Annotated in this window: 14 protein-coding genes; 1 reads left to right on the top strand and 13 read right to left on the bottom strand. The window is 34.4% G+C overall.

Annotation, left to right across the window (positions count from 1 at the left end):
- The first annotated feature begins 190 nt into the window (after positions 1 to 190).
- A complete protein-coding gene (locus AC6IWN_RS19120; RefSeq protein WP_497989766.1) occupies positions 191 to 1,303 on the top strand; it encodes an acyltransferase in 1,113 nt (370 codons plus the stop codon).
- A 77-nt stretch (positions 1,304 to 1,380) separates the two neighbouring features.
- On the opposite strand, the gene AC6IWN_RS19115 is transcribed toward AC6IWN_RS19120, so the two are convergent.
- The 13 genes from AC6IWN_RS19115 to tagD all read right to left on the bottom strand — a co-directional run bounded on the left by AC6IWN_RS19115 (position 1,381) and on the right by tagD (position 16,001).
- Complete coding sequence (locus AC6IWN_RS19115) at positions 1,381 to 3,402, bottom strand: acyltransferase family protein (protein WP_497989764.1); 2,022 nt, start codon at positions 3,400 to 3,402, stop codon at positions 1,381 to 1,383.
- A 205-nt stretch (positions 3,403 to 3,607) separates the two neighbouring features.
- Positions 3,608 to 4,210: a dTDP-4-dehydrorhamnose 3,5-epimerase gene (rfbC, locus tag AC6IWN_RS19110; RefSeq protein WP_497989762.1), complete on the bottom strand. Its 603-nt coding sequence runs from the start codon at positions 4,208 to 4,210 to the stop codon at positions 3,608 to 3,610.
- A gap of 3 nt (positions 4,211 to 4,213) precedes the next feature.
- Positions 4,214 to 5,086, bottom strand: a complete 873-nt coding sequence (rfbD, locus tag AC6IWN_RS19105; protein ID WP_497989760.1) for a dTDP-4-dehydrorhamnose reductase — start codon at positions 5,084 to 5,086, stop codon at positions 4,214 to 4,216.
- A 36-nt stretch (positions 5,087 to 5,122) separates the two neighbouring features.
- On the bottom strand, positions 5,123 to 6,142 hold the full coding sequence (gene rfbB, locus AC6IWN_RS19100) for a dTDP-glucose 4,6-dehydratase (RefSeq protein ID WP_497989758.1): 1,020 nt from the start codon (positions 6,140 to 6,142) through the stop codon (positions 5,123 to 5,125).
- Between the two features lie 53 nt (positions 6,143 to 6,195).
- Positions 6,196 to 7,083, bottom strand: coding sequence for a glucose-1-phosphate thymidylyltransferase RfbA (gene rfbA / locus AC6IWN_RS19095; RefSeq protein ID WP_497989756.1), 888 nt, complete (start codon positions 7,081 to 7,083; stop codon positions 6,196 to 6,198).
- A gap of 213 nt (positions 7,084 to 7,296) precedes the next feature.
- Positions 7,297 to 8,397, bottom strand: a complete 1,101-nt coding sequence (glf, locus tag AC6IWN_RS19090; RefSeq protein ID WP_497989755.1) for a UDP-galactopyranose mutase — start codon at positions 8,395 to 8,397, stop codon at positions 7,297 to 7,299.
- Between the two features lie 25 nt (positions 8,398 to 8,422).
- Positions 8,423 to 9,907, bottom strand: coding sequence for a flippase (locus AC6IWN_RS19085; RefSeq protein ID WP_497989753.1), 1,485 nt, complete (start codon positions 9,905 to 9,907; stop codon positions 8,423 to 8,425).
- Positions 9,897 to 11,291 carry an O-antigen polymerase gene (locus tag AC6IWN_RS19080; protein ID WP_497989751.1) on the bottom strand — a complete coding sequence of 465 codons (1,395 nt, stop codon included), beginning with the start codon at positions 11,289 to 11,291 and terminating at the stop codon, positions 9,897 to 9,899. Before AC6IWN_RS19080 ends, AC6IWN_RS19085 begins: the two co-directional genes overlap by 11 nt.
- Positions 11,292 to 11,366: 75 nt before the next feature.
- Complete coding sequence (locus tag AC6IWN_RS19075) at positions 11,367 to 12,260, bottom strand: glycosyltransferase family 2 protein (protein ID WP_497989749.1); 894 nt, start codon at positions 12,258 to 12,260, stop codon at positions 11,367 to 11,369.
- A 131-nt stretch (positions 12,261 to 12,391) separates the two neighbouring features.
- Positions 12,392 to 13,564 (bottom strand): CDP-glycerol glycerophosphotransferase family protein, encoded by a 1,173-nt coding sequence (locus AC6IWN_RS19070; protein ID WP_497989747.1) that lies wholly within the window; start codon positions 13,562 to 13,564, stop codon positions 12,392 to 12,394.
- Positions 13,565 to 13,570: 6 nt separating this feature from the next.
- Positions 13,571 to 14,722, bottom strand: coding sequence for a glycosyltransferase family 4 protein (locus tag AC6IWN_RS19065; RefSeq protein ID WP_497989745.1), 1,152 nt, complete (start codon positions 14,720 to 14,722; stop codon positions 13,571 to 13,573).
- A gap of 24 nt (positions 14,723 to 14,746) precedes the next feature.
- The gene (locus AC6IWN_RS19060; protein ID WP_497989743.1) at positions 14,747 to 15,568 is read right to left on the bottom strand and encodes a LicD family protein; all 822 of its coding nucleotides are present in this window, start codon (positions 15,566 to 15,568) and stop codon (positions 14,747 to 14,749) included.
- Positions 15,569 to 15,599: 31 nt separating this feature from the next.
- Positions 15,600 to 16,001 (bottom strand): glycerol-3-phosphate cytidylyltransferase, encoded by a 402-nt coding sequence (gene tagD / locus AC6IWN_RS19055; protein ID WP_497992225.1) that lies wholly within the window; start codon positions 15,999 to 16,001, stop codon positions 15,600 to 15,602.
- Positions 16,002 to 16,032: the final 31 nt, after the last annotated feature.

The raw sequence follows: 16,032 nt of genomic DNA, 5'->3' as shown, positions 1-16,032 counted from the left end.
GCACTTGTTTTGGAGCGTTTACTATACTGCTATGTTTCGATCCATATTAACTGAATAAATTAGGATATTTTATCCATCCACAAATTCCCATATTTCTATTTATCTTGACAGTTTTCTACTTCGAATATAAAATATTTATGAATAAGTTAAATATTTATAAAAACATACCAAATCCACGCGGAGGCTTAAAATGAACGATATAAAAGAACTAAAAAAAGAAAAAGATTATTCCATAGAAGTTATGAGGACATTTGCTTGTTTTGCCGTTATTGCGATACACATTTTCGGTAAATATTTCATGATGTTTGGTACAATAAAGACCTCTAGTTGGTATCTACCAAACCTTGCGGAAAGCTTCACTCGTTGGCCGGTTCAATTATTTGTTATGATCACCGGTGCTCTCGTATTGACCAAGACTTATCCTATGGAAAAATCATTAAACAAAGCATTTAAATTTTTATTGATTTTAGTTGCTTGGTCTGCGGCATACCTATTCTTGTTCTATTTTTTACTTGGTCATAGGGTGTTTTCTGTTCAAGAGACGATTCATCGATTTTTAAGTGCTGATATATTCTATCATCTATGGTATTTATATATGTTGATCGGACTATATATCGTTCTACCTTTTGTGAAACCTCTACTCGATAATATTAGTAAAAAACTTCAAAAGTATTATATTGGTGTATTTCTCTTCTATTCCTTTATTCAAATACTTCCATTGCTTTTGAGAACTCTATTCCACTTCAATACTACGATATTTTTAAAATTACCTTTTATGGATTGGCAGTTAGGTTGTTTAATTTTAGGTTTATATCTAAGTACGATTAGTAAAATAAGTAAGCGTCAATTTATAGTGACTGTATCTATTTTTGTAAGTACTAATATAATTACTTCAATCTTAACTTATCTGGAATGTAACAGAATTAACCGATACACCGAAGCTTATTATGTAACTCCCCTACTCACTAATATAGTAGCGTCAATCTGTATGTTTATTATGATAAAGTATATTACTAAATACTTTAGGCCAAATTCTTTATTTATTCGCATCTGCTGCTTTATCGGTGCTCTATCATTAAACATATATTTGGTTCATCCGTTGGTAATGGCTTATTATCGCACCTATCTTAATGGATGGGTTGTAAAGCATATTCCGTATTTGAGCTTAACCTATCTATTCTATTATGTATTTGTGTCCATTGCATCCGTGATTGCAGCCTATATACTACAGTGTGTCATTCGTCTGGTAAAGTCATCGATAAATGCAATGAATGCACCTGAAAAGAAAGCCTCAAAGATATAATCAAAAGGCAACAGTTAGGATATCGTTCCTAGCTGCTGCCTTATTTTTTCCGATATAAAAACCGTTATTATCTATAATTAAACCTTCGAAAGTGTGTTTAGAAAAAATATCTTAAACTTTGTAATTCCAAAAGCAAGTATGGTACCTGTCAATAATTGAATAATAATCGTGATAGTCGTATGATAAATATATCCCTGACTAAAATATCGTGATAACCATTGATTAATATAACTATTAAACAAAGTATGAAAGATCAGAATATATAACGTGCTCTCCCCTACTAAGGTGATTACTTCTCTTAATCTGCTTACCATCAATTGTGAAATAATTTTTGATAGCATATATAACAATACCGATGCAGACACAGAACCAATAATAACAATTCCATAATTACCGTATTTTCTTATTGCTAATTCCATACTCCCCGCATAAATCATGAAAGCCCATAAACAACTGAGCAGAAAATATGAGTAAAATCGGTTACACACATCACTTAAAATATTATATTTCTTAAAACAATAACCCAAATGATAGAACACTATCCCATACAGCGCACAATCTGCACTCCATGGAAGCCAGTAACAATATTGATTTCCTATTACATATCCAATAAAGGAAATAAGAAAAATTGATATATGCTTATGTAATTCGGTCTTTATATACTTCTCAACAAATAAGTAAATTACTCTGATAAGAAATAACAGTAAAATGAAATACACTGGTCCAATGGTAAGAACATTAGTAAATATTTTATTAGAAAAACTCATTCCAAATATTAAGTTCCTTATTTCATTTGCCATTCCATCGTGTTTTACAATTATATAAACCGCTCCAAAAAAAGCATACGGAATAAGAAATGCTTTACCAAGTTTAAATGTTGACTTTTTCAAGTTTTGGGTTGCACTTGGCTTAAAGCAATAACCGGAGTAAAAAATAAATGCAACCATATGAAAGCTATATATTATATTTCTTAAGTTTCTATCAATTTTGAAATGCCCCACCAGCATTAGAGTTATCAATATTGCTTTCGCAATGTCTAATGAGTCATCCCTATCATTAGGATTGTTCTGTTTAACTGAAATATGTTTCTTTTTAATTACCTCATTTATCTTAATAATTAATTTTCTAGCATTAACTAATATACATGTTGAAATTGAGATAAATAACAGTTTTACAATGAATCGTGATAATTCATAATCTGTAATATTAAAATATTCCAAGAATTTACCGAACCAAACCCGCATAGTTTCCAACTCAAACAAATGAATACAAAGAAAGTACATTGAGTATTTTCCAACTAAAGCCAGAGGTCTAAAATCTTGTATACGCCTTGATACATATATAATACATATACTTGAGCCAATACCTATACTTAATGAAAGAATAAAATCCGGTGCAGATGCATACACAAAATAAATGGGAGTAATTTTTGTAATAATCCCTGCTATAAATGCCACTAAGCATATTACAAAATCTCTAAATTTTATCTTATCAATAAACTCTCTTGATTTTAAGTCATAGCCAAATAAAATAAAAGGAGATGCATACATAGCTGATTGTATGCTGAAAGGTAACCATATAAATTTTGCCGTCATACTTCCGCACAACGCCAGTATAATTACTACACAATATTGTAATCGTTTATCTTTTACGTATTGGAGTATTAATTGTACTATTAATAATGCAAAAAACAATGCTGGAAAGAACCAAATCGCACCGATTCGTGATCCGATATTAACATCAGCAAACGTCTTTATGCTTCCTGACGCCCAAAAGGATCTATTAAAATCTTTAGCAACAATTGCTGTAATAAACTCATTTGTTGTCTGATGGTATAAAAGAATATAATTTATAACATCCATTAACATAATGCAAAAACATGTGATGAAATAAGGGACCATTAGCGCCTTAAATTTCTTGTTCAAATATTTCATATTGATTTCTTCTTGTTTTAATGTGTAACCGCTTAATATAAAGAAAACGGTTAGATGATAAGAGTAAACAACATTGTTAATACCCTCAACTCCTAGATGACCTGCTATTACTGATATCATACAGACACCTTTTGCCACATCAATCCATTGAATTCTTTTGTTCATATTTTTTATACCGCCCATATTATATAGTTATTCAAATGCACTTTAAGTGTGTGACGTAATCGACTATATTCTCCCACAAATCTTGTAATTTGACAATGCTAATACAAAATTTATATAGCGAAAATATAAAAGTAAGGATCAGATTAAAATCTGATCCCTATTTTTATTGATTTGCTGTAAATCAGTAAATTAAGTTCCATCCTAATTAAAATTGAAATGTATCTTTTAAACCAGTCCACAACTGATCCTTATCACTTAGATTTAGCTTCGTACCATCCGAGAGCATATATCCCTCTGCACTCGCTGTACCTTGATATTTCCCTAACAGATCAGGCCATTCAATGCCAATCTCAGGATCATTCCATGCTAATCCGCCTTCATCTCCGGGATGATAAAAATCCGTCACCTTATAACAGAATTCCGCAGTCTCAGAGAGCACTAAAAATCCGTGAGCAAACCCTTCACTGACATAAAACTGCTTTTTATTCTCTTCTGTCAATTCTACTCCATACCATTGTCCATATGTAGGTGAATCTCCACGAAGATCTACAGCCACATCAAAGACACTTCCTTTGATTACTCGTACTAATTTGCCTTGAGGATATTGCTTTTGATAATGTAAACCGCGTAATACACCTTTCACACTCATAGATTGATTATCTTGAACAAATACCATATTAAGGCCTGCTTCCTGCATATCCCTCTGGTTATATGTTTCGATAAAGTAACCACGGCTATCTCCATGTACTACCGGTTCAATTATATACAGTCCTTCAATTGGACACTTTGTAACTTTAATCTGTCCCATGAATTATACCTCAATTTCCTTCAAATATCGTTGGAGTGCATCCTGCCAGGTTGGCAATGGTCGAAAGCCATTTTCTATTAATTTGCTCCGATTCATACGGCTATTGCTAGGTCTCTTTGCCTTTGCTGCGTATGCTTCGCTGCCCACCGGAAGAATCTTTACCTGTTTGTAAATCGGATTATATTCTGCTGCCTGCTTCATGATCTCAATAGTATAGTCATACCAGCTGATATATTCTCCCTCATTCGTTACATGATAACGGCCATAATGCTCTGTTTCTACCATATCCACTAACAGACGCGCCAGATCATAAGTATAGGTAGGAGTACCAATTTGATCATTCACCACACTGATTGTATCTTTGGATTTCCCTAGATTTACCATGGTTTTTATAAAGTTCTTACCCATTAATCCAAACACCCAAGCAATACGTACGATAAAGTACTTCTCCACATTCATTTCAACTGCCAACTCACCTTCATACTTGGTCTGACCGTAGACATTAATCGGATGTCGCTCATCATCCGGATTCCATGGTTTATCACCCTGGCCGTCGAACACATAATCCGTAGAGATATACATAAGCTTGCAACTAATTGCTTTGCATGCTTTCGCAATATGCTCTGTACCTATAGCATTGACCAGGCGTACCTTATCAATATTCTCTTCCTCTTCCGCTAAATCAACTGCTGTCCATGCCGCACAGTGTATCACTCCATCCGGATGCACCTCATTGATAACTTTATCAACACTGTTACTGTCGGTGATATCCATCTCATCGATATCTACTCCGAACGCAACATGACCTCGTTGTTTCAACTCATTCATTACGTCATGACCGAGCTGACCCTTTGCACCTGTTACTAATATTTTCATATCTTTACCCGCCAATCAATTTGATAATTTCTAACCTTATCTGTTAGCGTACATCTTCTCATAGTAATTCTGGTATTCACCGCTAATGATTGTTTCCCACCATTCTCTATTATTAAGATACCACTGAATGGTCTTCTGAATTCCATCTGCGAATTTGGTTTCAGGGAGCCACCCAAGCTCACTATGTATCTTCGCTGGATCAATTGCATAACGCATATCATGACCCTTACGGTCAGTAACATAGGTAATCAGACTTTGCGGTTTGTCTAGTGACTTGCATATAATTTTAACGATATCAATATTCTTCATCTCATTGTGTCCGCCAATGTTATAGACTTCACCCACACGACCCTTATGAACGATAAGATCAATTGCTTTACAATGATCTTCCACATAGAGCCAATCGCGCACGTTCAAACCTTCACCGTATACCGGCAATGGCTTGTTTGCAAGTGCATTCGCTATCATCAATGGAATGAGCTTTTCTGGGAAATGATATGGTCCATAATTATTAGAACAACGTGAGATTGTCACCGGTAAACCATAAGTTCTGTAATAAGCTAAAACAAGTAAGTCTGCTCCTGCTTTCGAGGAACTATAAGGACTACTTGTATGAAGAGGGGTCTCTTCCGTAAAGAATAGATCCGGTCGATCCAGTGGCAGATCACCGTATACTTCATCCGTCGACACCTGATGATACCTTGTAATACCGTATTTACGACAAGCATCCATCATGACCTGAGTTCCTAGAATATTAGTCTGTAGGAACACCTCCGGATTCTCGATTGAACGATCAACATGACTTTCCGCTGCAAAATTAACCACTATGTCAGGATGTTCTTCTTCAAACAATCGATAGATAGCGTCTCTATCACAGATATTAATCTTCTCAAACTTAAAATTCGGATTTTCGATTGCTTTACTTAATGTAGATAAATTACCAGCATAGGTTAAACAATCCACACATACTATTTTGTAATCCGGATATTTATTTAGCATATGATACACAAAATTCGCACCAATAAATCCGGCTCCTCCTGTTACTATGATTGTCATACTTCATCTCCTTAATATTGGCTTTTATTTTACTATTTACAAGTTATACTTACCTAGTACTGTATCCTACCTTCTGCAACTGCTTTCAGATGCTCTCCATACGGGCTCTTACCATAACGTGATGCGGATTCCATTAACATATCTTTGTCAATCCACCCATTGTTATATGCGATTTCTTCCAGCGCAGATATCTTAATTCCCTGGCGCTGTTCTATCATACGAACAAAGTCAGCCGCATCAACAAGACTGTCCATCGTTCCGGTATCAAGCCATGCATAACCCCTTCCCAGAAGTTGTACATCCAGTAGTCCATCATTCAGATATATTTCATTCAAGGTCGTTATCTCTAACTCTCCTCTGTTACTTGGCTTTACCGACTTCGCTCTTGCAGAAACAGCGGAGGGATAGAAGTAAAGACCGGTTACAGCATAATTACTCTTTGGTGATACAGGCTTCTCTTCAATCGATACTGCATGTCCATCCTGATCAAATTCTACTACTCCAAAACGCTCCGGATCCGTTACGTAATAACCGAATACTGTTGCCCTATTATTTTGCTCCGCATTTGTTAATGCTTTCTTTAATGTACTGCTAAAGCCGTTACCATAGAATATATTATCACCTAATATCATAGCACATGCTTCATCACCTATAAATTCTTCCCCAATAATAAACGCTTGAGCAAGTCCATCCGGTGATGGTTGAACTTTATATTCTAAGTTAATTCCATATAGACTACCGTCTCCAAACAAAGCCTCAAATCGTGGAGTATCCGTTGGTGTTGATATAATTAAGATATCTTTAATTCCGGCCAGCATAAGAACTGACAGCGGATAATAAATCATAGGTTTATCATAAATTGGCAATAATTGTTTTGATGTAACCATCGTTAATGGATAGAGTCTAGTTCCTGCTCCACCCGCTAGTACGATTCCTTTCATCTTTGTTCCTCCATATTAATTGCATATTCATTTTCATTCTTTATTATACTACTACAAAAGTACTGGAAAAACCATATAATAAATATATATTTCAACGCAAAATATGAGATAATCCGAATCATTTGCTGTTGATTTGCAAAAAAATACCGCCCCTGAGACCTTAGTTGCTTAATCTTCAACAACATCATAGTATCCAGGAACGGCTAATTTTATCTAATTCGTTAGTTCATTACTACACATATCTAACGCCGATGCAATTGCTGCATCCATATCATAGTATTTATATTCACCAAGTCGACCACCAAAGATGATGTTCTTTTCTGACTCAGCTAAATCCTTATATTTAGCATATAAAGCGCCATTTTTTTCATCGTTTACCGGATAATATGGCTCATCACCAAGTTTCCATTCAGAACTGTATTCGCGGCTAATTACAGTTTTCGGTTGTTCACCGAATTCAAACCATTTGTGCTCTATAATACGTGTCCATGGTGTCTCAGAATCCGTGTAATTTACAGCAGCATTACCCTGGAAGTTCGGTTTATCCAAAATTTCATTTTCAAAACGTACCGAACGATATTCTAAAGTTCCTAGTTTAAATCCAAAGTAGGCATCAATCGGTCCTGTATAAACCACCTTGTGAGCTAGCGCATCATACTCCTCTTTCTTCTCCAAATAGTCTTCATTCAGACGAACTTCAATACCTTCCAGCATATTTGCAACCATCTGTGTATATCCGCCCATAGGAATTCCCTGATAATTAGCGTTGAAATAATTATTATCATAGGTCATACGAACCGGCAGACGTTTTATAATAAACGCAGGAAGTTGATCACAAGGTCTTCCCCATTGTTTTTCTGTATATCCCTTAATTAGTTTTTCATATATATCTGTACCAACAAGACTAATTGCCTGTTCTTCGAGGTTTTTCGGTTCAGTGATACCTGCTGCCTTTTTCTGCTCTTCAATCTTTGCAGCAGCCTCTTCCGGGGTAACTACACCCCACATTTTATTAAATGTGTACATATTAAAAGGCAAGCTATAAATCTCTCCATGATAATTCGCAATAGGAGAATTCGTGAAACGATTGAACTCTGCAAACTGTGTTATATAATCCCATACCTTTTTGTTATTTGTGTGAAATATATGTGCACCGTATTTATGAACATTAATTCCTTCCACCTCTTCTGTATAAACATTACCAGCAATGTTAGGGCGCTTATCAATAACCAGAACTGACTTATTCTTTAATTTTGCTTCATGTGCAAATATTGCTCCATATAATCCTGCTCCTACTACTAAATAATCATACATAATTCTACCTCCCGGAATAAATTTGTCATCTTCCTTTTCTTATAAGTTTCTTTAATAATTTAATTATAAATCCAAATATTTGACCCGTAATCTCTATGACTAATGGCTCCTTCATTAACAACAAGCTTCCTCCGTAAAAACCGAAAAACAGGCATGCTGAAATAACCAATTTAATAAAGCTTCCGAATGAAAGCATCATAACCCAGATTGAGGCAGCAGTTCCTAACAATAATGCAATGATGATTCTGATATAGTGTATTTTTTTAAAAGTCTCTGCGACATCATTTTTCAAAGCCGAAAATTGAATGATAAGAACAACAAGCTCAGCAACCAGGGTACCAATAGCCGCACCGGAAGATGCTAATCTTGGAATCAAAATTATATTGATTATAATATTTGCGACTGCTCCGACGATTACCGAATTGAGTACGGTTTTCTCTTTTCCTAACGGTACTAATATCTGTATACCCAATATATTGGTTATTCCAATTAGTAATAAGGTCGGCATGATGATTTGCATCGGTACAATAGATGGCGCGAATTCCGAACCCGATAACAGGTCAATTCCTGGCTTTGCATAAAGAATAAAATATACCATCATTGGTGATGCAATTAGAAATACAAAATTCAGCGCCTTCTTACTAATTCTTTCAAATTCAGTCATTAATCCATGTTCAATATAATAGGATGCGCGAGGTAACAAAACAGTACCAAGTGAGGTTACAATACTAACTAATATCGTTTTGAATTTCACTGCTGCATTATAATATCCAACATCCTGATCCGTTTTCATAAAACCTAACATGACCGTATCAAGATGAGTATAAATTGCAGTAGCACAGGTCATAGCAAAAAAGACAATAATCAAATTTAAATGCTTCTTTAGGTGATAATTCCCGATTGGTTTCAAGTCTATAAATTTGTGAACATTAATAAAATTGAATATACTGGAGGCTGAAGCAGCAAAAATTGTAATACCGCCGTATATCACATAGTCCTCTGGATTATGTATAAATAAAAACATTGCTACCAGAGCTACAAACTTAAAGATAATCGAACGCACGGTGATATACGTATATTGTTCCAGCGCTTTATAGAGCCATTCGATACCAATAGTAGATAGAATAATCGAAGGACTAATTATAAGATAAAGTAATAATTCATTATTTAATTTAGGCACAAACAATAGAGTAGCCGCTAAACCAGCATAAGAGATACCACTCATAATTAAATTAATGAAAAACAACTCATGAACCGTTCGAGTTAATTCCTCACGGTTATCACGTACCTTAGCACAAGCCCTGATTCCGTACGTCGGGATACCAAGCTGTGCAAACATATTAAAATAATAAATTAACGCCGTTGCAAATGATACCTTTCCTGTTCCAATCGGTAAAAGAACTCTTGACACATATGGAAATGTAATCAACGGAAAGATAAATGATGACATCGTTAAGATGGCATTCATGATAATATTAAGTTTTATATACTTTTGTCCATTATTTCTCATTGTTTTTCCTTAAGAAGGTTTTTAGTATTCTCTTCCTCTGCCCATCTAGAATTGTTATCAGTTTTATAGCATTTTCTTTGGTATATAGATTTCTATCAATAAAAGTTAATTTAAAAATCACTATCATAATAAACACTTTCAAAAATACCGGATTTAATAAATCTTCATAGAATCTGTTTGAAAACATTAACATAATAAGTGAGTTAAACAGATACATATAAACCAATATTTTAAAACTGAATATGTTCTTTGTTTTTTTCTTAATTTTTGCATAGGTCGCAGTATAATACCAACTTAGAAGTGCCATCAACACTACTGCCCCGATATATCCGAAATCTTGAAGCCATGCATAAAATGTAGTGTAAACATTACCAACATTCAAATCATTAATTGAATTGAACGGAAGATTTGCTTTGTATACCCAAGACTCAATTCCAAACTGTTGTCCTAGATATCTGATCGCAAATATAAAAGTTTCCCTACCAAATATCACCGAATGTTCCCATTTTGTTTGCAAAAACATATCTAGGCTCACAATTGGTCCGCCTAAGTAATGGAATAGTGATGATGTAATCGAGCTTGATGCTCGTCCGATTGCTACACGCATTGCTGTAAATCCCGCAATACTGACAGCTGCGAAGCCTATCATGTATAGGACAAATTTAAAACGGCCTTGATTATAACCGTTTTTATAATGCCAAAATGTATAATACACAAATAACAGTGCAGTCAACACAACAAAAGCGCCTGTTCGAGATCCTCTTACAAGGCATACGATTATATAAAGTATTACCGGAGTTGCTTCATAAATAAGTCGTATAATTTTTGTTTTTGCAAAATAATTATTGACTAAAACCAGGATATAAATCAATGCAAATGCCAAGCAAACGGGTTCACCGACTGTCATTAGTTTTGGCTTCCCAGCAAGAGTTCCATTAACGCTATATTCTGTAAATTTCATTATATGGTTGTACATATTTAAACATCTCGAATAGCTTCCTGTTCTATCAAAAACCCCAGCAACATACCTGACATAATCCATTGTTGCTATAATAGTCAGTACATTTGCTGCAATCGCTACTAATGTAATAAAAACATTAACATCTTTTACCGCAAATTCTCTTTGTGTATCGATTTTCTCCGCATATCTTTTTTTAGATATAAAATTAGCAATTGTGAAAATCAGCATTCCTCCGACAAGAAGTAATAATGTTTGAAAATGAATAGTATAACCATATTCCGATTGATATAGAATGCAATTTACCACACTTAGTAAGACCATACCACAAAAAACAACTGCCGGATTTAACAAATCATATCCGTCCAGCACATAGTTACCTATTAGAAATGCTATTGAGAAAAAAAGCAGTATATACAAAACCACCTGGTACCCTCCTTATTACATAGACCAATGAACTACCTTATACAATCATTTAATATATATAATTATCTTATCTATTTATTTTTTTATAAATTCAATCTTAGGGTTAAAGCCGATTCCGGCAAAAAATCCTTTATACATATAAAATAATTTCTTTGTTTTTCCCTTGGATCGCATTAGTATATGCACAGAGGTCTTAAGAACTTCCAAGACAAATTTACCGGCACCTCCCATGGTTTTCGCTGTATAAAATCTATTTCTAAAAGCATAGAAGTATCTAGAGTATCTTCCACTTGTATCTGTTATGATAGAAGCATTATTATTTGTCACCATCTTATGGGTAATTGTGCTGTCTAGAACAATATAGGACTTATAATGCTTATTAATACGTAAGCTGAAGTTTGTATCATCATTCCATATGAAAAACTCTTTAATTGGCAATCCAACTTTTTCAACGACATCTTTTCTCGTAAAGTATCCCACAAAGGTTGCAGAAGTTACTGCTATAAGATTATTATGTGCCAAATCTCCAGACTCAAGCCATTTTGCATCAATCTTTGGAATGTTCATCATACATGGGCTATTATCGACCCACTTTACATAACTGCATAAGAATCCATAATCATCATTCAGCAAATCTGATGCTGCATAAATTCTTTTCAACGCGTCAGGACTAGGCATAGAATCATCATCCATAAGCCAGAAATATTCATATCCAGCTTCTATCGCTTTCTTCATGCCAAAGTTAAAGCCGCCTGCTCCACCAATGTTTGCACCGGTATTAAAGTAACGAACTCTCTCATCACTAATCTTTTCCTGAAATAACTCTTGCGTACCGTCATTGCTATTATTATCAATAACAAAAACTGACATGTTTTCATACGTTTGTTCCAGTATTGATTGAATGCATTGAATTAATAATTCTTTTCTGTTAAAAGTCACAACAATAACTGCAACATCTTTATTATCCATACTATATCCATTTCCTTTCACTTCGTACAAGCCACACACAAATTATAAAGAACTGTTGTAACCTTTTTTCTATTGATTTAATACTCATATTAAATTGCAGTAATCTTAAGAAAACTACTCATCTTCTCACATTACCTATTCATAAAAGCTATTATTTCTTTTGCAATACGCCCTGACGATTGTCCGTCCTCACAATTACTAATCTCATCTAGAAAGATTTGTGATTGTTGGTTATTATGATCTTCATTAAATGCTTCAATACTTTGATACAACGCATCAAAAGTTTCAGAGAATGTATATGGTACTCTCTCTAGAGGGATATAAACACCCCTCTCATCATTAACATAATTATCTTTATCAAATGCGAATAGAAAACATGGTTTTTTTGTTAACATATAATCAAACATCGAGCTGGAATAGTCCGTTAATAGTACATCACAGGCAACCAAGTATTCTGCCATATCATCATGTGCATTTCCATTGAAAACTTTGATTCCATCGATAAGTCCTTCACATTCACTATGGATTTTTAAAAGAACTTCATGATGTACTCGAAGCACAAGTACCCATGTCCCTCCAAAGCGATGATTTAAGACTTCAAATAATCTTTGCAGATCCATTTGTTTTAGTTGCTCAACCCCTGAATTTTCAGCAGATTTACGAAAGGTTGGTGCATAAAGTATAATTTTTTTATCTATTGGCAATTCAAGTTTTTTTCTTAGTAATGCGGTATCAACATCCTTCTTGCACAGAATGTCATTTCGAGGTGAACCATTCATTTGGATATTAATTCCATGGAACGCTCTCTTAAAAATTTCATAAGCATATTGATTTCCCGCAGTTATATACTTTGCTGATGTTTGGTAATTTGAGATGCCGTCTTCTACTACATCACATGCAATTTTCTTTAGGGGTGTACCATGCCAGGTTGATATATTTATTTGCTTCTTTCGTTTTATTAGATAATCAAGTACCCTAATATAACGATTTCCTCGCACTCCTCGAATTCCGCTCATATTATCGACTACAGCTTCTGCTACTGCGCAATAATAGATAAAACTGAAACTATCAATATCGATTTTCTTTATATATTCCGGAATATCTATACCGGATGATTTATTTGACACGGCCCATACAAGTTTTACTTCCGGATAATTCTCATGGAAGTACTCTGATACGTATTTGGGGTTATCCGCATATTGGCCTCCAAAGCTTTTGAATAATACTGTATTCTTTTTAATTGGAAACCATTTCAAAATTCCAAATAATAATTTTTCACTAATTGTTTTAATATGCTTATTCATAATCTCTTATCTATGTTTTCCTTCAATTAAGATATGTTGATATACTTCCATAATATCTTTCCCATATTTCTGATTGTCATATCGTACTTTTGCTTCTTCATAACCTGCTTTTGTAATTATATTGCTCAATTCCGGTTCTTCAATCGCTTGACGAATCGTATCAGCCAGACTTGTATATGAACCTGTTTCATAAAAATATCCAGTCTGTCTATCTTTTACTAATTCTTCAGACCCGGCAGACTTTCCGGCTATTACCAATAAAGACGATAGCATATTTTCAATAGTAACTCGGCCTAATGCCTCCGCCTTGGAACAAGTTAATCCTATATCGCACCCAGCCCTTAGCCCTTTTAAATCATTCGTAAACTCATAAAACTTTATAAAATTCAAAGATTTCTCATCAACATATTGGTGGATTTTCTGATGATATTTATCATCTCCGATGCCCCCAACTACTAACAAATTAAGATTGTTGTAACCTTGCTTATGCAATAATTCAACTGCTTGTATCGCCTCAAACTGTCCCTTGCCTGGTGAAATTCTACCAGCCATTAAGATATTTATTTCACTTTTATCAAAGATATTTCTATAAGGTAGTACGTAGTCATCTACATTTATACCATCCAACAACACCTGAATATCGGTTGTTGCACTCGATTGGAATTTGTTCTTAATTGCATTCGTTATTGCTAATACACAGGTTGCATTCTTTAATAACTTTACTTGTCGTTCTTCATTAAAAAACTTTCTATGATGATCTTCCCAAATAAACTCTCGAATATGACAAATATACGGAATCTTTAATTCATTCGCAGCTTCCATTCCGGCTCCTACAATATATGTGTTGTTATGAACCAGATCAATTTTTTCTTTTTTAAATACGGATTTAATAAGCTGAACTGATATCCGATTCAGCAATCTAGTATTGAGGATTGCTTTCACTATATCCTTTACCTTATTATCAGAATTTGTAGCAGGTGAATAAAAAACTATCTTATAATCTATGTTACGCTTTTTTAACTCATTTTCAATTGGTCCATGTGCATTCAACAAAACAAAAGGAGTATATCTATCTCTATCGATCCCGTCTAACATATCCAGTAGTGAGCGATTTGCTCCGGTTAAATTCGGCAAATGTGTAACAAAACATACTTTCATAAAAGAAACCACCTAATCGTTTATTTATTTAACTATCTCTGCAGCATGAGCATTTTTATCCGCATCCTTAGGCGGTGTCATATAATCGCCATACATTTGAGTGAGCACAGCACCTGCATCCACTGGTCCCATTAATTTATCATCCTCGAAATCGTATAGCTTCCCTTGTCCATAATAAGATTTTGGAAACATTTCTTTAAACTTATATTGACCCATAAAATTAACGACCCATTTTGAGTTCTCATAGGGATACTTTATTAAGGCTTTATCCAAGCGGCGAAGCCATGAATACATATCACTGTTTCTCCCAAATCCCGTTATCTGTACAAAAGAAATTATAATGCGTTCTGATAAAGGGCGATTTGGCCTTTTCAAATTCACTTTTTCAAAGCATGATATATGATACATCGTTCTTATTGCTAACAGTTTGAACATTTGAATTTTTCTGGTAATCCAACTATTTGGCATCCCATCCAGAGGAAATATATCTACCCATACATTCTCATTCCTCTCGATTTCACTACCCATTCTCTTTAATGCATGTCGTGAATCAACGATTCTAGAAAAATAGTAATGATGCGATTTACTATTGGAAAATGTCTGAAGCTCCATATATTCAGGAAGTTTAGAGGATATCTTTTTAAGAAACATGTCATATTGTTTACGTGGTATTCCAATATCAATATCATCATCCCACGGGATAAACCCTTTATGTCTTATTGCACCTAACAATGTGCCACCTAACATATAATATTCAATATTTTCATCTTCCAAAAACGTCTTGATTTCTTTCATAATATTCCATATTATTTCTTGCACTTCAGAACGTTTATTATCTGTCTCCATAGTTTCTTCTCCAGTTCCCATTGTTTACATGTTATACTTCAATATTCTGAATATCATTCTTAATTTGAGATGTACTTATTTCAGGAGTACGTGGCAAATAGACAACTTCTACACCTTCCTCTTTCAGGTGATCAAATTTGCCTACCCAATCATCTCCCATTACAAAAGTGTCAATATGATACGTGTGTACATCAGAAATTTTCTGCTCCCAGCTATTCTCAGGAATAACCAAATCAACGTAACGTATTGCCTCTAAGAGCGCCTTGCGCTGCTCATAACTAAAATAACACTTCTTCTGTTTCTCATCCCAATTAAATTCATCCGATGACAAAACAACTACCAGATAATCGCCTAATGCCTTAGCTCGTCGTAAAAGATTAATGTGACCATAGTGCAATAGATCAAACGTACCATAAGTAATAACCCTTTTCATACAAGTACCTCTCTGTTTTCTTAAAATAATA

The organism is Variimorphobacter sp. HTMS_6 (assembly GCF_059717775.1).
Note: the sequence above shows the minus strand (reverse complement) of the source record. Positions and strands in the feature narration are given on the sequence as shown.

What these genes read in the sequence shown, in the direction of transcription:
- tagD (WP_497992225.1), bottom strand. Translation starts at nt 16,001, where the DNA reads ATGAAAAGGGTTATTACTTATGGTACGTTTGATCTATTGCACTATGGT.
- AC6IWN_RS19085 (WP_497989753.1), bottom strand. Translation starts at nt 9,907, where the DNA reads ATGAGAAATAATGGACAAAAGTATATAAAACTTAATATTATCATGAAT.
- AC6IWN_RS19060 (WP_497989743.1), bottom strand. Translation starts at nt 15,568, where the DNA reads ATGGAGACAGATAATAAACGTTCTGAAGTGCAAGAAATAATATGGAAT.
- rfbB (WP_497989758.1), bottom strand. Translation starts at nt 6,142, where the DNA reads ATGACAATCATAGTAACAGGAGGAGCCGGATTTATTGGTGCGAATTTT.
- rfbD (WP_497989760.1), bottom strand. Translation starts at nt 5,086, where the DNA reads ATGAAAATATTAGTAACAGGTGCAAAGGGTCAGCTCGGTCATGACGTA.
- AC6IWN_RS19065 (WP_497989745.1), bottom strand. Translation starts at nt 14,722, where the DNA reads ATGAAAGTATGTTTTGTTACACATTTGCCGAATTTAACCGGAGCAAAT.
- glf (WP_497989755.1), bottom strand. Translation starts at nt 8,397, where the DNA reads ATGTATGATTATTTAGTAGTAGGAGCAGGATTATATGGAGCAATATTT.
- rfbC (WP_497989762.1), bottom strand. Translation starts at nt 4,210, where the DNA reads ATGGGACAGATTAAAGTTACAAAGTGTCCAATTGAAGGACTGTATATA.
- AC6IWN_RS19070 (WP_497989747.1), bottom strand. Translation starts at nt 13,564, where the DNA reads ATGAATAAGCATATTAAAACAATTAGTGAAAAATTATTATTTGGAATT.
- AC6IWN_RS19120 (WP_497989766.1), top strand. Translation starts at nt 191, where the DNA reads ATGAACGATATAAAAGAACTAAAAAAAGAAAAAGATTATTCCATAGAA.
- AC6IWN_RS19075 (WP_497989749.1), bottom strand. Translation starts at nt 12,260, where the DNA reads ATGGATAATAAAGATGTTGCAGTTATTGTTGTGACTTTTAACAGAAAA.
- AC6IWN_RS19115 (WP_497989764.1), bottom strand. Translation starts at nt 3,402, where the DNA reads ATGAACAAAAGAATTCAATGGATTGATGTGGCAAAAGGTGTCTGTATG.
- rfbA (WP_497989756.1), bottom strand. Translation starts at nt 7,083, where the DNA reads ATGAAAGGAATCGTACTAGCGGGTGGAGCAGGAACTAGACTCTATCCA.